Source organism: Tateyamaria sp. (assembly GCF_039945315.1).
Classification (GTDB): Bacteria; Pseudomonadota; Alphaproteobacteria; order Rhodobacterales; family Rhodobacteraceae; genus Tateyamaria.
This window is the reverse complement of sequence record NZ_JBDUXB010000062.1, coordinates 1-18,107: the sequence shown is the minus strand read 5'-3', so window position 1 is coordinate 18,107 and position 18,107 is coordinate 1. Positions and strand designations below refer to the sequence as shown.

Sequence of the window (18,107 nt, the reverse complement as noted above, 5' to 3'; positions counted from 1 at the left end):
GAATTCTCAGCCCACGCTGGGGTAAGGCGACGACGATGGAGACTGAAGCGACCATAAAAGAACGTAGCAAGCGCGTGCAAAGCGCCCTAGACGGGGCCTTTGGTGTGCGCGCCAAAACGCTGGACAAGGCATTGCGCAAGACGGGTCGGCGGATGCCCAAGCGTCTGCATGCCCAAGCAAGGTTGATCGTGGATGCGCAGGGTTTCGGCGGTAATCCTAACCTTCTGCGCCGCGTAGATGGTGCGGCCATTGCGCGAGCTGAAGAAGATGTCGTCAGCTGGCTCGATACGGTTGACCGTGCTGATCGGAGGCGCGGGTTCTGGATCTGGGCAGGGGCGATGGTCGGCTTTTATCTGCTCATAGCCATCGCCGGTGTAGTCACATGGATGTGGTGGACCGGGCGGATCTGACGGCACCGCTGTGCAACGGCTTACTGGAGTTTCGGATGGCAGGGCCGAATCAAGGCGTTAACATCATAGAAATATGGGTTTTGGACTGTGCACCATGCGTACACAGCGCGTGCACACCCTGTGCACCGTCGGTGCACCACGTCGTGGATTAACGCGGCGTGCGGTGGGTTTTTCGAACGGAGGTTTAACGGCATGGCTTGCTGCCCGGGGTGTACACAGAGCAGAAACTCGGTTCTGGCCTAGTGATGATGCGGCGGCGCAGCATCTCGCGGGACAGATTTGAGCGATGCGATGTGGCCCTCGCACCCTTCGGTTCTTTCCGGCGGGGCATGCCGTTAGATTTTAACTTCCAAATTTATTACACACGTTAAATAAACGACCCAGATTTTGACGCAGTGAGAGTCCTTTGGCCGGCTTAGAAGCAGTAAGTGCCATAGACGTTTGGCCTGTACCGGCTCGATTTTGCCGCAGCGAAACATGTGAATTCTACCGCCAGCCCCAGTTTTCGCTGCGACGCAGCATGAATAATGGGCGATCTGCGAATGGGGCAGGGGTGTTCGCTCCGTGTATGCCGGACAGAGCAATTGGCGTCCGGCTTGGCCATCAAGTATGCGCTTTGAGTTCACATATTGCGTAATTTTGCGAGTAGGCGACAGATTCGCGATGGTAAATAGCCCGATCTTTGCATGTTTGCAGTGCCGGGTGCATCGTTGGCAACCGGCGGCGAAAATTTGGTCCGCATCGTAGCGCTGTTGCCGAAGTCTGCCTTTGAAATCAAGGACTCAACTCTGTTTGGAGGCTGGGCGGGAAATGCCCTCTGATGCACGCTTTTTAAGCGTTAAGAAAAAGTGTTGACGTAACGCGATCTATGGGCAATTGTTTCCGTGTGTAAAAAAGGGAGGACACTCATGTCTATCAAACGCACTCTGATGAGTACGGTAGTCGGGCTTGGCCTGACAGCCGGTTTCGCATCCGCTGAATCACTCACCATCGCGATCGTTAACAACGGTCACATGATCAACATGCAGAAAGTTGCAGAAGCTTACACCGCAGAAACCGGTGTTGAACTTAACTGGGTTTCGCTGGAAGAAGGAGTTCTGCGCGAGCAGGTCACGTCCGACACAGCAACCGGTGGTGGCCAGTACGACATCATCAACATCGGTATGCAGGAAGCTCCAATCTGGGGTGCTGCAGGCTGGATCGAGCCACTTGAGTTCTCTGCAGAATACGACGTGGAAGATATTCTGCCCGCAATGCGCGCCGGACTGTCCCATGAAGGCACTCTTTATGCGGCTCCGTTCTACGGTGAGTCCTCGATGGTCATGTACCGCAAGGATCTGGCCGATGCGGCTGGCGTGACCATTGCTGACAATGACAGCTGGGAAAACGTGAAAAAAGCTGCGGCTGCAATGCACGACCCCGACAACGGCGTTTATGGCGCCTGTCTGCGCGGCAAGCCGGGTTGGGGCGACAATGCTGCCTTTATCACAACAGTTGCCAACTCATTCGGCGCACGCTGGTTTGACGCTGACTACAAGCCGCAGTTGGACTCCGCAGAGTGGAACGCCGCTGTATCTTTCTATGTAGACCTGCTGCAATCCTATGGCCCTCCGGGCTCTGAGGGTAACTCCTTCAACGAGATCCTTGCTTTGTACAACGAAGACAAGTGCGGCCTGTGGATCGATGCGACAATCGCCGCGTCTTTCCTCGAAAACCCGAATGTTGCATACGCTCAGTCCCCGAATGCTGGTAACCCAGTCGGTGCGAACTGGTTGTGGGCATGGGCCATGGCAGTACCAGCAGGTACAGAGAATGCCGAAGGCGCTAAAGCGTTCATCGAGTGGGCTACTTCCAAAGACTACGTTCAGGCCGTTGGAAACCATCCCGATTTCGGCTGGGCCAAAGTTCCAACTGGTCAGCGTGCCTCTACATACGCAATTCCTGAATTTAAGGCCGTTGCGAAATTCGCTGATGCCGAAATGGCCGCCATCGACTCCGCGGCACCTGAGGCAACCGATCTGAAGCCTTACGTTGGTGTGCAGTTCGTAGCGATCCCGGAATTCCCGGAAATCGGCAGCGCCTTCGGTCAGGAAATGTCCGCAGCACTGTCTGGTGCTAAATCGGTTGAGGACGCTCTGGCTGCCGCACAAGCAGCTGCCGTCTCAATCATGGAAGAAGCAGGCTACTAAGCTAACGCTTCGGTAGTAACGGAAGGCCCGATCCCAGCGGGCCTTCCACCCCACTACTGAAATTGCCGGGTCGGCCGTTTCTGAAACGCCTACTTGCCGACGGCTCCAACACCGACCATTCGTAATTCAATTGGAAATTTTGCGAGCATTGCGCTTCGCAGGGGGTCTCTAGTCATGTCTAATAGAACACTGCCTCGCTTGCTTCAGTCACCCGCAGTCTTGCTGCTGCTTGTCTGGATGCTGGTACCGCTATCGATGACGCTTTACTTTTCGTTCATCCGATACGTCTTGAATAATTTGCGCCGACCAGAGTGGACGACACCTGCACTGAGCAACTGGCGCGGCTTTGGCAACTACGAGTTTGTTCTCAAGTCTAAAGATTTCCTTTTTGCCATTCAGAACAGCCTGCTGATTGTCTGCAGCATTCTTTTCCTAACCGTGATCCTAGGCGTTCTGATCGCTGTGTTGATCAACAAGTCATTCCCGGGCCAAGGAATCGTCCGGGTTCTTCTGATCTCGCCTTTCTTCGTGATGCCGGCGGTGAATGCGGTCCTGTGGATCAACATGATCCTTGACCCGGTTCTGGGTCTGCAAGGTATCGCCGTCGCTGGTCTGAACGAGATGGTGGCCGGGTTGCGAGAGATGCCGGTATTAGGCGGGTTCTTCTCACTTTGGCCCGAATTCAATCCGATTTCTTTCCGAGCGACGCAAACCTCTGCCTATGCCGTGATCATCATGGTCACTTGGCAATGGACACCCTTTGCAATCCTGATCTTTATGACGTCTTTGCAATCAGAGGATCAGCAGCAGAAAGAGGCGGCGATCCTTGATGGTGCGAGTACCTGGTCGCAATTTCGGTTCCTGACGTTACCGCATCTGGGACGGCCTATTGCAATTGTGGTGATGATCCAGGCGATCTTCCACCTGTCGCTCTATGCCGAGATCGAGATTGTCAGCCGTGGCAACGGCAACAAGAACTTGCCCTATCTGATCGGCGAATTCGCCAACAACAATATCGGTGCTGCCAGTGCCACCGGTATCTTCGCAGTCATCCTTGCCAACATCGTAGCAATCTTTCTGCTGCGCATGATTGGCAAGACACTGATGGAATAGGAGGACCAACCAATGGCAATTGTTGCTGAAAATTCAAAATATGGACAAACGGGCCGCACCATCCTGGCCTGGGCAGTTGGTCTCTTGTTCTTCTTTCCGATCTTCTGGCTCGTCCTGACCAGCTTTAAGACGGATGCAGACGCGGTGAAGCCGGAATTTCTGTTCTTCTTCACGCCTACGCTAGAGAACTACACCAACATGACCGAGAACTATGACTATTGGCGCTTTGCGACCAACTCGGTCATTACGTCGGTCTTTGCCACAATCTTTGCGCTCGCAGTTGGTATCCCATGTGCTTACGCCATGGCATTCAACCCAAGCCGGGCGACCAAGGACGTGCTGATGTGGATGCTGTCGACCAAGATGTTGCCAGCGGCGGCTGTTCTTTACCCGATGACCTTCCTGACAAAGAGCCTCGGTCTCTTTGACACCCACTTTATGGTCATTGTGGTTTTGTGTCTTATCAACCTGCCGATCGTGATCTGGATGCTCTTCACCTACTTCAAGGAGATTCCGAAAGAGATCATCGAGGCCGGTCAGATGGACGGCGTGAACACATGGGGCGAGATCAAGGAAATCCTCATCCCGCTTGCCTGGGGCGGCATCGCCTCGACCGCACTGCTTTGCTTTATCTTCTGCTGGAACGAGGCCTACTGGACTGTACGGCTGACCACCACGGAAGCGGCAACGCTCTCTAAGCTCATCGAAGGTAACCGTGCGCCGGAAGGTCTGTTCTTTGGACGCCTCTCTGCTGTCTCGGCGGCCGCTGTTGGCCCGATCGTCGTGTTGGGCTGGTTCTGTCAAAAACAACTGGTCCAAGGCCTGTCTTTTGGTGCGGTCAAGTAATTCAAGAATAGGAAAAGATCATGGGACGTATTGTACTTGAAAATGTGACCAAGAGTTTCGGCGAGACACAAGTGATCCCGCCCTTGGATTTGACCATCGAAGACGGCGAGTTTGCCGTGTTTGTCGGCCCCTCCGGTTGCGGCAAGTCGACATTGTTGCGGGTGATTGCAGGGTTAGAAGACTGCACATCGGGTAAGGTTTTCATCGACGGTGAGGACATGACCCAGATTTCGCCGTCCAAACGCGGGCTGGCCATGGTGTTCCAATCCTATGCGCTTTATCCGCATATGACTGTGCGCAAAAACATCGCCTTTCCGATGCGGATGGCTGGAATGCCTGAGGATGAGCAGAACAAGCGCATCGAGGTTGCAGCTGCGTCACTGAACCTGACCGACTATCTGGATCGCAAGCCAGGCCAGTTGTCGGGTGGTCAGCGTCAGCGGGTTGCAATCGGTCGCGCGATTGTCCGCGATCCGTCGGCGTTCCTGTTTGACGAACCTTTGTCGAACCTCGATGCCGCCTTGCGGGTTGGTATGCGCCTTGAGATCACCGAGATGCATGAGCGCATGAAGACCACGATGATCTATGTGACCCACGATCAGGTCGAAGCTATGACCATGGCTAACAAGATTGTCGTTCTGCAAGCTGGTGTGATTGAACAGGTGGGCAGCCCGCTGGAATTGTATCACCGGCCGCGCAACAAGTTTGTTGCCGGGTTCATCGGTAGCCCCAAGATGAACCTCATCGAGGGCGCAGAGGCCGCCAAACATGACGCTCATACCATCGGCATTCGTCCAGAGCATATCGAGGTTTCCACCACCGAGGGGTTGTGGCAGGGCACGGTCGGTGTGGCCGAACGTTTGGGGTCTGATACCTTCATCCACATCCACGGCATTGATGGCTGTGATCCGATGACGGTGCGTGCCAGTGGTGATGTCGAGGTGCGCCACGGCGACACCATCTACCTCACGCCTGATGCGACCCAGATCCACAAGTTTGGTGCAGACGGGTTGCGAATGGAATGAAACCGCTGGATGGAAAAGTTGCCATCGTAACAGGTGGAGCGCGCGGCATAGGCCGCGCGATCTGCGTTGCAATGGCAGAGGCGGGCGCGCAGGTCGCGGTCGCCGATTTGAGTCGCTCCGATGCTGGCGAGGTCGCTCAGGCCATCGGCGGCATTGCCGTTGAGATGGATGTGACTGACTTTTCCAATATCGCGGCGGGGGTGGCCGAAGTTGAGCGAACCCTTGGTGGCGTCGACATACTGGTGAACAATGCGGGCATCTTTAATATGGCTTCGATCGACAAGATCACGCCGGAAGACTACCGCCGCCAGTATGATGTGAATGTGGGCGGCACGATCTTTGCCTGTCAGGCCGTGGTTCCCTCCATGATCCGGCGCGGTGGTGGTTCAATCATCAACTTCTCCTCGCAGGCGGGGCGTCGGGGCGAGCCGAACATCGCTGTCTATTGTTCGACCAAGGCCGCCGTCATATCCGTCACCCAGTCGCTTGCCCTTGAGTTGGCAGGCGACAACATTCGCGTTAACGCCATCGCACCGGGAGTGATCGACACGCCCATGTGGGACGTGGTGGACGCGCAATTTGCAACCTATGAAAACAAGCCGTTGGGCCAGAAGAAACGTGAAGTGGGGCAGGCTGTCCCGTTGGGTCGCATGGGCGATCCTCGGGATGTCGCCGACCCGGTTGTGTTTCTTGCCTCTGACGCGGCCCGGTATATCACCGCCCAGACGTTGAACGTCGATGGCGGCAATTGGATGAACTGATGTTGGACGCTGTACTAAAACTCTCAAACGCGGCCCTGGGCGATCTGCCCGAAGGTGTAACTGGCCCCAGATATGACCGAAGTGCGATCCGTCCGGGAATCGTGCATATCGGACTTGGCAATTTTCACCGCGCCCATCAGGCGTGGTATCTGCATCGGCTGATGCAACAGGGTGACGCCATGGATTGGGGCATCATCGGTGCGGGCGTACGCGCTGGGGATGAGGCCCAACGCAAGCGTCTGGCTGCGCAGGATTATCTGACCACGCTGATCGAGTTGGATCCGGCGGGCCGCTCTGCCGAAGTGACCGGTGCGATGATCGGCTTTGTCCCGGTTGAAGAGAACAACGCAGCCCTGATCGCGCAGATGGCGGACCCCGACATTCGCATCGTGGCGCTGACGGTGACAGAAGGGGGGTACTACATCGACCCGGTTACCAAGGCCTTTGACGCAAACCATCCGGATATTGTTTATGATGCCGCCCATCCGGACGCGCCGCGCAGTGCCTTTGGTGCGATGATCGCCGCGTTGCGTCTGCGCCGCGACGCTGGAACGGGGCCGTTCACGGGGCAAAGCTGCGACAACCTGCAGGGCAATGGCGCGATTCTGCGCCAGACCGTTGTATCCCTTGCGCGTCTGTCCGACCCGGATCTGGCCGACTGGATTGACGCCAGCTGTACCTTCCCGGATGCAATGGTCGATTGCATAGTCCCGGCGACCGGGCCCAAAGAGCTTGAGCTGGTCAAAAGTTTTGGCATTGAGGACGCTGCCCCCGTCACGCATGAGAACTTTCGCCAATGGGTGATTGAAGACGATTTTTGCGCTGGCCGTCCGGATTGGGACAAGGCAGGGGCGACCTTCACGGACAATGTTCACGGCTTTGAAGCGGTGAAGCTGCGCATTCTGAATGGCGGTCACCAGTTGATTGCGGATGCTGGCGAGGTTTTGTCTGTGGAATTCATCGCGGATTGTATGGCGCACCCGCTGATCGGCGACTATTTCCGCAAAGTGGCCAAGTCCGAGGTTGCCCTACAAGTGCAGCCCGTGCCCGGTATGGCGCCGCTGGATTACGTCGATCTGATTGACCGGCGGTTCTCCAACCCGGAGATCATCGACACGGTCCGCCGCGTGGCTTTTGACGGCTCATCTCGTCAAACCGGGTTCGTTCTGCCCACGCTGCGGGATGCGCTTGCCAATGGAGCGCCTGTCGAAGGACTGGCCCTGTCTCAGGCGATCTGGGCACGCATGTGCGAAGGCACCCGTCAGGACGGGTCTTCCATCGCCCCTAACGATCCGATCTGGGACAGTTTGAACGCAGTGGCCAAGACCGCGCGAACTGATCCGGGCGCATGGTTGGCGCAGCGCGATCTTTATGGCGATCTGGCGGAAAACGCAGTCTTTAGAGAGAGTTTCGAGCGACAGTTGACTTTGATCTGGGGCGAGGGCGTTGAGGCGGCATTGCGGGAATATCTGCGCGACTAACGGATTGTACGCGGAATGATGTGAGCGGTCGATCAGAGCATGTGTGTCAGCACTGCGTTAAGCGGTGGTGTGTCCGCCGCGGGTTCGAATGCCATCCAAATTCCTTGAACCTTCCAGCGGATGGTTCTGTTTTGAAACATTGAAATGAATCGTAGGCAACTCTGAAGTCGAACTGGGCGTGCGTCTTGGCGAGGGAACGGTTGGTGGCTGCTGCCACGTATTTTGCCGGCACGGTTGGTCTGCGGTATCGATTGCGTCGGACGTTCGTTCGCACGAACAACGCATATGCTACTAAACTGGAAAGGAAGAGAGTGGTGGGCGACCCTGGAATCGAACCAGGCGTGCGTCTCCGCGAGGGAGTTACAGTCCCCTGCCACACCTTGCGGCCTGTCGCCCACTGCGCCATTAAGGACAAAGCCCCAAGCAGCGTGAGCGCGTGAGTATCGCCCCCCAATTCAAGGGTCAAGCTAGAAAATTCGCGCAAACCCAACCTGCGCAAAACCAAGATGAGGCCAGCATGAAAAAACCCAAATGGGTTGTGCAGAAAGAGCAGGCGAAAAAGGCAGATGCGTCCGCCACCGTTTGGCTCTTTGGATTGCATGCGGTGCGCGATGCGTTGATGAACCCGGCCCGCACCAAGTTGAAACTGATCGTCACTCTGAACGCGCAAGGCAAATTGGCGGACGCAATCGAAGCATCTGGAATCACCCCGGACGTTGTCGATGCACGCAAGTTCAATGCACCGCTTGATCCGGGCTCGGTCCATCAGGGGGCGGCATTGGAAGTCAAACCGCTCGAGTGGGGCAGCCTGGCGGATGTGGTGATCGGGGCTGACACACCGCGCCTCGTCCTGCTGGATCGCGTCACCGATCCGCATAACGTTGGTGCCATCCTGCGCTCGGCCGAGGTGCTGGGGGCATCTGCTGTGATCGGGATGCGCCATCACGCGGCCCCCGAGACAGGCGCGTTAGCCAAGACCGCCTCGGGCGCTCTGGAACGTCAGCCTTATTTGCGTGTGCGCAATCTGGCGGATGCCATCATCGAGCTGCAGGGCATGGGCTATCTTGTGCTGGGTCTGGACGGAGAGGCCGAACAGACCATCGAAACTGCTCTTCAGGGACAAAAGGATCGCCCTGTGGCTTTGGTTCTGGGAGCCGAAGGGCCGGGATTGCGCGAAAAGACCCGGCAGACATGTGACATGTTGGTGCGGATTGACGCGGGCGGTGCATTTGGGTCACTCAACGTCTCAAATGCTGCGGCAATTGCCCTATATGCATCGAACGACCACAGCTAAGGGGCCAGTCATCGCCTATCCAACCAAAATTGCGACCTGCTGTTATTGCGGCACCCGTGCGGCTTTGGTGATGGCCCGGGATGGCCGTCACGAGCTGGCCTGTTCCAATTGTGGTGCGCCACTGCATGATCTCAAAATGCTCCCGCGTGACACGCGTGGGGATCGCGAATTGGTGAAGCCGTCTGCCTTACGCCAAAAGGGGTCCAAAAAAACCAAATTGCCCAAGCCTGCCAAGAAAAAGGCCAAGCGCAAAAAATCGCGTTGGGGTGATCTGTTTGAAGACGCCTTTGATATCATCGAAGACATTTTCGACTGATTTACCGCGCGCGGAATTTTGCCGACCCGCATTATAGATTCGTTCACAGATTTGAGAGACACCTTTTTCCGAGGCGAGAAACTCTTATCTCGTGTTGTGAACCGCAGGGTTGGAACTCCTGCAGGTTAAGCACTGTCCCTCGTTCCGCACCTGAACGCCCCTTTCGCTTTGCGATCGGGGCGTTTTTTTGTCATGGCGTCCGTTGAGACAAGGGGGCATCCATGAGCGAGACCTATTCAGACCAGCATTTGCGCGACATTCTGCGCGCGACGTCTTCCGTGGCATTGGTCGGCGTGTCGGCCAATCCCGTGCGACCCAGTTACTTTGTGGCGCGTTATCTGAGCCTCAAAGGCTTCCAAGTGTATCCTGTGAACCCCGTTTATGAAGGGCAGGAGTTGTTCGGCGCGCCTGTGGTGGCTCGCCTTGCCGACCTGCCAGTGCCGGTGAATATGGTCGATATTTTCCGCCGCTCGGAGGCGGCTGGGGAAGTGGTTGATGAAGCCCTGGACGCCTTGCCTGACCTCAAGACCATCTGGATGCAGATTGGCGTCACCCATCCCGAGGCTGCGGCGAAAGCCCGCGCGCGGGGCGTGACCGTCGTGCAGGATCGTTGCCCCAAGATCGAGTATCAGCGTCTGTTTGGAGAGTTGCGCATGGGCGGTTTTAACACCGGTATCATTTCGTCGAGGCTTTAGGCGCACTGCCCAAAACGAAAAACCCGCGCTTTGGGCGCGGGCTTTGGTCTCAGCTTTGGTCAGACTTACTCAGTTCAACCGTGTCCATGTGCCACCATCGCGGCAAATCCCCAGCACGCAACCGGACACGGCCAGTTGGTTGCCGTTGAGCTTCATTTTTGAGTTGTAGGTTTTGTCACGGTCCGGCGAGTAAACCTTGCCGCCCGAATAGGCGCCGCCGCCATCGGATTCCATATCCCAAATGATTTGACGGCCTGTGTTTTCAGACTCCAGAACAGCACCACTTGAATCGAATGACTTCACCAGTGTCCCGCAGACTTTGCCGCTGCAATCTGTCACCTGGATATGACCATAGTTGCCATTGTCATCTGCCGCGGTCTTCCAGGTGCCATGCACAGGATCGGCCAGCGCCGGGCTGGCGAGTAGCAGAAGCGACGCGAGTGTCGATGTGAATTTCATGATTGGTGTCCTCCCTAGGTATGAGCCGGACAGTGCTGCATTCCACCTTGCCCACACAATACTGACGCAAGGTCGCGTTGCAATTTGTGACGCAAGGTGACAGATGCCGCACGACACTGAATGAGGCCCCTAAAATGATCCTTTACCCCGCAATCGACCTCAAAGACGGACAGGCAGTGCGCCTTGTGCACGGAGATATGGACCGGGTCACCGTGTTCAACGATGACCCTGCCGCACAGGCGCGTGCCTTTGTCGACGCCGGCTGCCAGTGGCTGCATCTGGTTGACCTCAACGGTGCTTTTGCGGGCACACCTGTCAACGCCGCCCCGGTTGAAGCGATCCTCAAGGCCTGTCCTGTTCCGGCACAACTGGGCGGCGGCATCCGCGACATGGCTACGATCGAGATGTGGTTGAGTAAAGGGTTGGAGCGGGTGATCCTTGGCACGGTTGCTGTGGAGAACCCGGACCTCGTGCGTGAAGCCGCGCGCGCCTTTCCCAGCCATGTCGCGGTTGGCATCGACGCACGCGATGGCAAGGTGGCGACCAAGGGCTGGGCGACCAAGACGGATGTCGACGCCACAGACCTCGCCAAATCGTTTGAGGACGCAGGGGTGGCGGCGATAATCTACACCGACATCAACCGTGACGGCGCCATGGGCGGCCCAAACATCCCGGCCACTGAGGCACTGGCGCAGGCAGTTACGATCCCCGTGATTGCTTCGGGAGGCGTTTCATCGCTGGACGACCTCACCGCCCTGAAGGACACGGGCGTAATCTCGGGCGCTATTTCGGGCCGCGCTCTTTATGACGGGGCCATTGATCTGGCCGCCGCGCTTTCAATGCTCAAAGGCTAGACCTTATTCGGCAGCCACCGTCCCGGTGAATTTGGCGAGCGCCCCTGTCATGACTTTGAGGTAGGGCGCGTCCTCGGACACACCGCCCAACGGCGACAGCATTTCAGTCGGGTCCTCATAGGCGATCATGGTCTTGCCGGTCCTATCTTCATAGACCAGCACCTTGAGGGGTAAGTAGAGACCCGACACCGGGTCGTCCTTGATCGCGGGCGTACCGACTTTGGGACTGCCAAAGATCAGCAGTTGCGACGCGCCCACATCCTCGCCCACCGATGTCGCACCGGCGCCGTGATCCACTCGGGCAAAGATGGTCAGGCCTGCGCCTTCCAGTGTCGCCACCAAAGCGTCGACGGTTTCCGTTACGCCGCCTGTGGCCTCTTTGCGGACAATGCCGCTGTCACCGGCCATAGCGCCCCCCGCCATCGCGACAATTACTGCCGCCGTTGCCAATAATTTCATACATCCATTCCTCCTGAAGTGCTTCGGATGATGGCGCATCCCGCGACTGGCACCGGAAAACTTCCCGTGATCGGTGGAACGGCGCCGATTGTGGGCATGTCCTCACTTTTCACAATGGCCCAAGCCAATCTTCTTCTCTGATTTTAAAAATCCCGGGGTGAGCCCGCAGGGCGAGGGGCAGCGCCCCTCATTTCCTTAGCCGCGCCTCCGGCACGAGGGGCACAGCCCCTTTCCTAAGCCCGAAAAGCGCACTATCAGGCGTGTATGCTCAAGACCCGCATCATCCCCTGTCTGGACGTGGCCGATGGCCGCGTCGTTAAAGGCGTGAACTTTGTCGACCTGATCGACGCAGGCGATCCGGTCGCGGCAGCGCAAGCCTATGACGCGGCAGGTGCAGACGAGCTGTGCTTTCTCGACATTCACGCCACCCACGAAAACCGCGGCACCATGTTCGATCTGGTGCAACGCACGGCAGAGCAATGTTTCATTCCTCTGACCGTCGGGGGCGGGGTGCGCACCGTGGCGGATGTGCGCGCCCTTTTGCTGGCAGGCGCGGACAAGGTTTCGTTTAATTCTGCGGCCGTGGCGGACCCGGACGTTTTGGCGCGTGCCGCTGATCAGTTCGGCAGTCAGTGCATTGTGTGCGCTATTGATGCCAAGACCGTTGAGCCGGGCCGTTGGGAAATTTTCACCCATGGTGGGCGCAAGCCAACGGGGATCGATGCAGTCGAATTCGCGCGCACGGCGGCGGCCAAAGGGGCAGGGGAAATATTGCTGACCTCTATGGATCGCGACGGCACGCGGGCAGGGTTCAACCTGCCTCTGACCCGCGCCATATCGGACGCGGTGCCGATCCCGGTCATTGCGTCAGGTGGGGTCGGCACGCTGGACCACCTTGTGGATGGTGTGACCCAAGGCGGTGCATCCGCTGTGTTGGCTGCATCCATCTTTCACTTTGGTGACTACACGATTGCCGAAGCCAAGGCCCATATGGCCGCTGCTGGCATACCGATGAGGCTGACATGACACTGGACGAGTTGTTTGCAACGATTGAGGCCCGCAAAGGCGCTGATCCTGACACATCCTGGACCGCCAAATTGCTGTCCAAGGGACCTGAGAAATGTGCGGAAAAGTTTGGCGAAGAGGCGGTCGAGGCCATAATTGAGGCCGTCAAAGGCGACAATGCCGGCCTGACAAGCGAGGCTGCGGATGTGCTGTATCATCTGCTGGTGATGCTCGCTGCGCGAGATGTCCAATTGTCCGATGTTCTGGATGAACTTGCGCGTAGGCAGGGGACCTCGGGCTTGGCGGAAAAGGCGGCGCGCAGCTAGGCCGCACGGCCCGTTCGCCTCACAGCAAGGCGCATCCAGATGCGCCCTACCCAGAACTACGTGTTGTTCACGTCACCCAAACGTCATATGAATTGCTGCAACTGCACAATGCAGCCCCCAAGGGCTGCCAAATGACTGCCCTGGGGGACCCTGCCATGCCCGATTTCAAGAAAATCCTCATCGCAAACCGCGGTGAGATCGCCATCCGCATTATGCGCGCGGCCAATGAAATGGGGAAAAAGACGGTTGCTGTCTTTGCCGAAGAAGACAAGCTGGGCCTACACCGTTTTAAGGCGGACGAAGCCTACCGCATTGGTGAAGGTCTCGGGCCAGTGGCTGCATACCTCTCGATCGAAGAGATGATCCGCGTCGCCCGGGAAAGTGGCGCAGACGCGATCCATCCCGGCTATGGTCTGCTGTCGGAAAACCCTGATTTTGTCGATGCCTGCGAGAAGAACGGCATCACCTTTATCGGTCCGCGCGCTGAAACGATGCGCGCCCTTGGCGACAAGGCGTCCGCCCGCCGCGTCGCGGTCGAAGCGGGCGTACCTGTCATCCCCGCAACCGAGGTGCTGGGCGATGACATGGCGGCGATCAAAAAAGAGGCCAAAGAGGTTGGCTATCCCCTGATGCTCAAAGCGTCATGGGGCGGAGGCGGGCGTGGCATGCGCCCGATCATGTCCGAGGACGAGGTCGAGGAAAAAGTGCTGGAAGGGCGGCGCGAGGCTGAGGCGGCTTTTGGCAACGGTGAAGGTTATCTGGAAAAGATGATCCTCAAAGCCCGCCACGTCGAGGTGCAAATTCTTGGCGACAAGCATGGTGGCATGTACCACCTTTTTGAGCGTGATTGCTCGGTCCAGCGGCGCAACCAGAAAGTGGTGGAACGTGCGCCCGCACCGTATCTGACTGAAGAACAACGGGCCGAGATCTGCGAGCTGGGCCACAAGATCTGCAAGCACGTGAATTATGAATGTGCGGGCACTGTCGAATTCCTGATGGATATGGCCGATGGCAAATTCTACTTCATCGAAGTGAACCCGCGTGTGCAGGTCGAACACACCGTGACCGAAGAGGTGACGGGCATCGACATAGTGCAGGCTCAGATACTGATAGCCGAAGGCAAGACCATCGCTGACGCCACCGGTAAGCCGTCTCAGGCGGACGTAGTGTTGACGGGCCACGCCCTGCAAACCCGGATCACAACCGAAGATCCACAAAACAACTTCATTCCCGATTATGGCCGCATTTCCGCCTACCGCGAAGCCACCGGCATGGGCATCCGTCTGGATGGCGGTACGGCCTACGCGGGTGGTGTGATCACCCGCTACTACGACAGCCTGCTCACCAAGGTGACGGCCAAGGCCCCGACGCCTGAGATGGCCATCGCCCGTATGGACCGCGCCTTGCGCGAGTTCCGTATTCGTGGCGTGTCCACCAACATCGCCTTTGTTGAGAATCTGCTGAAGCACCCGACCTTTCTCGACAATACTTACCACACCAAGTTCATCGACGAGACGCCGGACCTGTTCACCTTCAAGAAGCGGCGCGACCGCGGCACCAAGGTGCTGACCTACATCGCAGACATCACCGTGAACGGGCACCCGGAGGTCAAAGACCGCCCCAAACCGCGTGCGGACCTTAAGGCGCCCAAACCGCCAGCTTTGCAAGCTGACCCGACGCACCAGATGGGCACCCGCAACCTGCTGGAACAGAAGGGCCCTCAAGCTGTTGCCGACTGGATGAAGGCACAGCCACAGTTGCTGATTACCGACACCACCATGCGCGACGGACATCAGTCGCTGCTGGCCACCCGGATGCGCAGCCATGACATGATCAATGTGGCCCCAGCCTACGCGGCCAACTTGCCACAGCTCTTCTCGGTCGAGTGTTGGGGCGGGGCGACCTTTGATGTTGCCTATCGTTTTTTACAGGAGTGCCCTTGGCAGCGCCTGCGCGATCTGCGCGAGCGGATGCCGAACCTTATGACCCAGATGCTGCTACGCGGCGCCAACGGGGTGGGTTACACCAACTATCCTGACAACGTCGTGCAGGAGTTTGTCCGCGTTGCCGCCACCACTGGAGTCGATGTGTTCCGCGTCTTTGACAGCCTGAACTGGGTCGAGAACATGCGCGTAGCCATGGACGCGGTCATAGAGAACAACAAGATTTGTGAAGGCACGGTCTGTTACACCGGTGACATCCTGAACCCGGATCGCGCCAAGTACGACCTGAAATACTATGTCGACATGGGAAACCAGCTGAAGGACGCGGGCGCGCATGTGCTCGGCTTGAAGGACATGGCAGGCCTGTTGAAACCCGCCGCCGCACGCGTGCTGGTTAAGGCGCTTAAGCAAGAGGTGGGCCTGCCCATCCACTTCCACACCCATGACACCGCAGGCATCGCCTGTGCCACCATTCTGGCGGCGGCTGAAGCGGGTGTAGATGCGGTGGACTGTGCCATGGACGCCCTGTCGGGCAACACGTCTCAAGCAACGTTGGGCACCGTCGTCGGCGCCTTGCAGCACACAGACCGTGACACAGGCCTGTCGGTCGATGCGATCCGCGACATCTCGGATTACTGGGAGTCGGTGCGGGATCATTATGCCGCGTTCGAGAGCGGGATGCAGGCTCCATCCTCCGAGGTTTACCTGCACGAAATGCCCGGCGGTCAGTTCACCAACCTCAAGGCGCAGGCGCGCTCGCTGGGTCTGGAAGAACGCTGGCATGAGGTGGCGCGGACATATGCGGACGTGAACCAAATGTTTGGCGATATCGTCAAGGTGACCCCATCCTCCAAAGTTGTGGGGGACATGGCCTTGATGATGGTCAGCCAGAACCTCACCCGGGACGAGGTCGAGGACCCGGAAAAAGACGTCGCCTTTCCCGACAGTGTTGTGGACATGATGCGCGGCAATTTGGGTCAGCCTCCCGGAGGCTTCCCGCCTGAGATCCAGCTGAAAATCCTGAAAGGTGAAGCGCCCAATACGCAACGCCCCGGTGCCGATGTTCCGGCAGTTGATCTGGATGACACGCGCGCAGACCTCGGAAAACAGTTGGAGGGCAGGGAGGTCGATGATGAGGACCTGTCGGGCTACCTCATGTATCCCAAGGTGTTCCTTGATTACATGGGCCGCCATCGTACCTACGGTCCCGTCCGGGTACTACCGACCAAGACCTTCTTTTACGGCATGGAGCCCGGTGAAGAAATCACGGCCGAGATTGACCCCGGCAAGACCCTCGAAATCCGCCTTCAAGCCGTGGGGGAGACCAACGAGGACGGCGAGGCCAAGGTGTTCTTTGAACTCAACGGCGCTCCGCGCGTCATTCGCGTTCCCAACCGTATGGTGAAATCAACCACGGTGCAGCGTCCAAAGGCCGAAGCAGGCAACGCCGATCACATTGGTGCGCCGATGCCCGGCGTGGTCGCGTCCGTGGGCGTGCAGGCGGGCCAGAAAGTCAGCGAGGGCGATCTGCTGCTGACCATCGAGGCGATGAAGATGGAAACCGGGATCCATGCCGAACGCGATGCGACGGTCAAGGCTGTGCACGTAGGCCCCGGTGGGCAGATTGATGCCAAGGACCTGCTTGTCGAGTTGGAGTGAAGTGAAGAGAGGCGTTGTGGGGATACACAACCCAACGCGGCTGTGAGCCTAAAGCGATTCTCGCCATTTCTCAAAACCCGCATCCACGCAATCAGGCCGAGTTGCCTTGGCTGTTGGCGAGTCCGGGTGGATGGGATATGCAGGTGCAACACTGTCGGCTGCAATCGCGCCGAATAACCCTGACAGAGACTGGAGACCACTCGATGAATTTGGAAAATCTTATTGAGAGAGTGACGAAGGAAATGGATAAGGCTCTTTCCGATCTTCCGGTGGATGAGAAGGGGGAGATCCTGGGGATCGTCAAAAAGGCGATGCTCGACACTTCTCACCGAACGCATCGCGAATTGAAGGAAACCGCCGTCGTATGTTGCGGTCCGGAGGCAGACTTAGTCCACAAGCTTCAAGAGCAGATGGATCAAAAGCGCGACATGCTTATTGCCAACTTGAGCGCTATGCGTTGACCTGATGGGCGGAGGCTCAAATGCCCCGCACATTATGTCTCTTAAGTTGACGGACTTTTGGCCGGTATTTTGGCGATAGCCTGAATTTTGGTGCACGTACTTTGATAGTGGAAGCGGCTATTCGCTGCCAAACATCTCACCCGGATGAAGAATGGTGACCGACTTGCGCGGCCAATCGGTAGTCAGAGACACACGCTCAGATGTCTGAGTGGAGCCCTTCGAAGACGATTATGCAAGCTGTAGCTAATTATTACTCAGGGCCCAAAGTGCACCGATGCTACGCGAAACTGAAAATCCATTGCACAGGCTACGCCGCGCGACGATGAATGTCTCTCAGTAACTCTGCTGACGTTTTGTAGGTGGGGGTCAAACACCCATTGGAATCTAGTGTATCAACCGATGAACCGATCCGGTTCTGATACATTTCCATTATTTCTTTGGAAGTTTTATATTCCAGTTTCATCTTGGGTCCCCTTCATTCGGTTTGCAGTCGAGACGCGGGCAGCAAACATCTGGGGCGAGTTGCCGTTGCCGCGCCTCGTGATCAGACAGACCCCCCACCCAAAAAGGAACCACTAAACCAGTCTGCCTAACCAGCTTAGATATGAGGGCGGCTTGTCCTGCCATATTGAGAAAGTCGGCCAAACTCTTTTGAGTTTGAGCCAACCATTGAGGTGCCCCTAGTTTCCTAGACGCCTGCCTCGTTCATCTTCTTCTGTTTGATTTCATAGTTAACCGGCGACAGCATACCGTTGTTGGTGTGCTTGCGTGTCGGGTTGTAGAACATCTCGATGTATTCGAACACGTCCCG

At 57.4% G+C, this 18,107-nt stretch carries 18 protein-coding genes and 1 tRNA gene; 15 read left to right on the top strand and 4 right to left on the bottom strand.

Translation table 11 applies throughout. The features are described 5' to 3' along the window. The first annotated feature begins 35 nt into the window (after positions 1-35). The 7 genes from ABJD00_RS20555 (at position 36) to ABJD00_RS20525 (ending at position 7,825) form a co-directional block, all read left to right on the top strand. The gene (locus tag ABJD00_RS20555) at positions 36-410 is read left to right on the top strand and encodes a hypothetical protein (protein WP_413830670.1); all 375 of its coding nucleotides are present in this window, start codon (positions 36-38) and stop codon (positions 408-410) included. A gap of 908 nt (positions 411-1,318) precedes the next feature. Next, the gene (locus ABJD00_RS20550; RefSeq protein WP_413830669.1) at positions 1,319-2,599 is read left to right on the top strand and encodes an ABC transporter substrate-binding protein; all 1,281 of its coding nucleotides are present in this window, start codon (positions 1,319-1,321) and stop codon (positions 2,597-2,599) included. Positions 2,600-2,773: 174 nt separating this feature from the next. After that, positions 2,774-3,712, top strand: coding sequence for a carbohydrate ABC transporter permease (locus tag ABJD00_RS20545; protein WP_108837426.1), 939 nt, complete (start codon positions 2,774-2,776; stop codon positions 3,710-3,712). A 12-nt stretch (positions 3,713-3,724) separates the two neighbouring features. Beyond that, positions 3,725-4,558 carry a carbohydrate ABC transporter permease gene (locus ABJD00_RS20540; RefSeq protein WP_413830666.1) on the top strand — a complete coding sequence of 278 codons (834 nt, stop codon included), beginning with the start codon at positions 3,725-3,727 and terminating at the stop codon, positions 4,556-4,558. Positions 4,559-4,578: 20 nt separating this feature from the next. Then, positions 4,579-5,583: an ABC transporter ATP-binding protein gene (locus ABJD00_RS20535; protein ID WP_413830664.1), complete on the top strand. Its 1,005-nt coding sequence runs from the start codon at positions 4,579-4,581 to the stop codon at positions 5,581-5,583. Continuing rightward, positions 5,580-6,344: an L-iditol 2-dehydrogenase gene (locus ABJD00_RS20530; protein WP_413830662.1), complete on the top strand. Its 765-nt coding sequence runs from the start codon at positions 5,580-5,582 to the stop codon at positions 6,342-6,344. The genes ABJD00_RS20535 and ABJD00_RS20530 overlap by 4 nt, the downstream gene beginning before the upstream one ends. Then, positions 6,344-7,825: a mannitol dehydrogenase family protein gene (locus tag ABJD00_RS20525; RefSeq protein ID WP_413830660.1), complete on the top strand. Its 1,482-nt coding sequence runs from the start codon at positions 6,344-6,346 to the stop codon at positions 7,823-7,825. Before ABJD00_RS20530 ends, ABJD00_RS20525 begins: the two co-directional genes overlap by 1 nt. 312 nt (positions 7,826-8,137) lie before the next feature. On the opposite strand, the gene ABJD00_RS20520 is transcribed toward ABJD00_RS20525, so the two are convergent. Further along, a tRNA-Tyr gene (locus ABJD00_RS20520) sits at positions 8,138-8,221 on the bottom strand. 121 nt (positions 8,222-8,342) lie between these two features. On the opposite strand from ABJD00_RS20520, the gene rlmB reads away from it, so the two are divergent. From rlmB to ABJD00_RS20505, 3 genes are all read left to right on the top strand, one after another. After that, positions 8,343-9,119, top strand: coding sequence for a 23S rRNA (guanosine(2251)-2'-O)-methyltransferase RlmB (gene rlmB, locus ABJD00_RS20515; RefSeq protein WP_413830658.1), 777 nt, complete (start codon positions 8,343-8,345; stop codon positions 9,117-9,119). Then, positions 9,097-9,435: a hypothetical protein gene (locus ABJD00_RS20510; RefSeq protein WP_413830656.1), complete on the top strand. Its 339-nt coding sequence runs from the start codon at positions 9,097-9,099 to the stop codon at positions 9,433-9,435. The genes rlmB and ABJD00_RS20510 overlap by 23 nt, the downstream gene beginning before the upstream one ends. A 221-nt stretch (positions 9,436-9,656) precedes the next feature. Then, positions 9,657-10,130 carry a CoA-binding protein gene (locus ABJD00_RS20505; protein ID WP_413830654.1) on the top strand — a complete coding sequence of 158 codons (474 nt, stop codon included), beginning with the start codon at positions 9,657-9,659 and terminating at the stop codon, positions 10,128-10,130. A gap of 69 nt (positions 10,131-10,199) precedes the next feature. Here the strand turns inward: ABJD00_RS20505 and ABJD00_RS20500 are convergent, their stop codons facing one another. Beyond that, positions 10,200-10,589, bottom strand: coding sequence for a DUF2147 domain-containing protein (locus tag ABJD00_RS20500; RefSeq protein ID WP_413830652.1), 390 nt, complete (start codon positions 10,587-10,589; stop codon positions 10,200-10,202). Positions 10,590-10,723: 134 nt separating this feature from the next. On the opposite strand from ABJD00_RS20500, the gene hisA reads away from it, so the two are divergent. Further along, positions 10,724-11,443 carry a 1-(5-phosphoribosyl)-5-[(5-phosphoribosylamino)methylideneamino]imidazole-4-carboxamide isomerase gene (gene hisA / locus ABJD00_RS20495; RefSeq protein WP_413830650.1) on the top strand — a complete coding sequence of 240 codons (720 nt, stop codon included), beginning with the start codon at positions 10,724-10,726 and terminating at the stop codon, positions 11,441-11,443. 3 nt (positions 11,444-11,446) lie between these two features. On the opposite strand, the gene ABJD00_RS20490 is transcribed toward hisA, so the two are convergent. After that, a complete protein-coding gene (locus tag ABJD00_RS20490; protein WP_413830648.1) occupies positions 11,447-11,902 on the bottom strand; it encodes a DUF302 domain-containing protein in 456 nt (151 codons plus the stop codon). Between the two features lie 264 nt (positions 11,903-12,166). Here ABJD00_RS20490 and hisF point away from each other — a divergent pair, with 264 nt between their 5' ends. From hisF to ABJD00_RS20470, 4 genes are all read left to right on the top strand, one after another. Beyond that, entirely contained in the window at positions 12,167-12,928 is a 762-nt protein-coding gene (gene hisF, locus ABJD00_RS20485) for an imidazole glycerol phosphate synthase subunit HisF (protein WP_413830646.1), read from the top strand. Continuing rightward, positions 12,925-13,233 carry a phosphoribosyl-ATP diphosphatase gene (locus ABJD00_RS20480; RefSeq protein ID WP_413830644.1) on the top strand — a complete coding sequence of 103 codons (309 nt, stop codon included), beginning with the start codon at positions 12,925-12,927 and terminating at the stop codon, positions 13,231-13,233. Before hisF ends, ABJD00_RS20480 begins: the two co-directional genes overlap by 4 nt. Before the next feature lie 155 nt (positions 13,234-13,388). Then, complete coding sequence (locus ABJD00_RS20475; protein ID WP_413830913.1) at positions 13,389-16,835, top strand: pyruvate carboxylase; 3,447 nt, start codon at positions 13,389-13,391, stop codon at positions 16,833-16,835. A 14-nt stretch (positions 16,836-16,849) separates the two neighbouring features. Continuing rightward, positions 16,850-17,296: a hypothetical protein gene (locus ABJD00_RS20470; RefSeq protein WP_413830642.1), complete on the top strand. Its 447-nt coding sequence runs from the start codon at positions 16,850-16,852 to the stop codon at positions 17,294-17,296. 688 nt (positions 17,297-17,984) lie between these two features. Here ABJD00_RS20470 and ABJD00_RS20465 read toward each other — a convergent pair. Further along, positions 17,985-18,107: IS3 family transposase (locus tag ABJD00_RS20465; protein ID WP_413830632.1), on the bottom strand; the 123-nt coding region annotated here is incomplete at its 5' end.

Excerpts from the sequence above, each read along its gene's own strand:
- ABJD00_RS20555 (WP_413830670.1), top strand. The coding sequence starts at position 36 with ATGGAGACTGAAGCGACCATAAAAGAACGTAGCAAGCGCGTGCAAAGC.
- ABJD00_RS20550 (WP_413830669.1), top strand. The coding sequence starts at position 1,319 with ATGTCTATCAAACGCACTCTGATGAGTACGGTAGTCGGGCTTGGCCTG.
- ABJD00_RS20545 (WP_108837426.1), top strand. The coding sequence starts at position 2,774 with ATGTCTAATAGAACACTGCCTCGCTTGCTTCAGTCACCCGCAGTCTTG.
- ABJD00_RS20540 (WP_413830666.1), top strand. The coding sequence starts at position 3,725 with ATGGCAATTGTTGCTGAAAATTCAAAATATGGACAAACGGGCCGCACC.
- ABJD00_RS20535 (WP_413830664.1), top strand. The coding sequence starts at position 4,579 with ATGGGACGTATTGTACTTGAAAATGTGACCAAGAGTTTCGGCGAGACA.
- ABJD00_RS20530 (WP_413830662.1), top strand. The coding sequence starts at position 5,580 with ATGAAACCGCTGGATGGAAAAGTTGCCATCGTAACAGGTGGAGCGCGC.
- ABJD00_RS20525 (WP_413830660.1), top strand. The coding sequence starts at position 6,344 with ATGTTGGACGCTGTACTAAAACTCTCAAACGCGGCCCTGGGCGATCTG.
- rlmB (WP_413830658.1), top strand. The coding sequence starts at position 8,343 with ATGAAAAAACCCAAATGGGTTGTGCAGAAAGAGCAGGCGAAAAAGGCA.
- ABJD00_RS20510 (WP_413830656.1), top strand. The coding sequence starts at position 9,097 with ATGCATCGAACGACCACAGCTAAGGGGCCAGTCATCGCCTATCCAACC.
- ABJD00_RS20505 (WP_413830654.1), top strand. The coding sequence starts at position 9,657 with ATGAGCGAGACCTATTCAGACCAGCATTTGCGCGACATTCTGCGCGCG.
- ABJD00_RS20500 (WP_413830652.1), bottom strand. The coding sequence starts at position 10,589 with ATGAAATTCACATCGACACTCGCGTCGCTTCTGCTACTCGCCAGCCCG.
- hisA (WP_413830650.1), top strand. The coding sequence starts at position 10,724 with ATGATCCTTTACCCCGCAATCGACCTCAAAGACGGACAGGCAGTGCGC.
- ABJD00_RS20490 (WP_413830648.1), bottom strand. The coding sequence starts at position 11,902 with ATGAAATTATTGGCAACGGCGGCAGTAATTGTCGCGATGGCGGGGGGC.
- hisF (WP_413830646.1), top strand. The coding sequence starts at position 12,167 with ATGCTCAAGACCCGCATCATCCCCTGTCTGGACGTGGCCGATGGCCGC.
- ABJD00_RS20480 (WP_413830644.1), top strand. The coding sequence starts at position 12,925 with ATGACACTGGACGAGTTGTTTGCAACGATTGAGGCCCGCAAAGGCGCT.
- ABJD00_RS20475 (WP_413830913.1), top strand. The coding sequence starts at position 13,389 with ATGCCCGATTTCAAGAAAATCCTCATCGCAAACCGCGGTGAGATCGCC.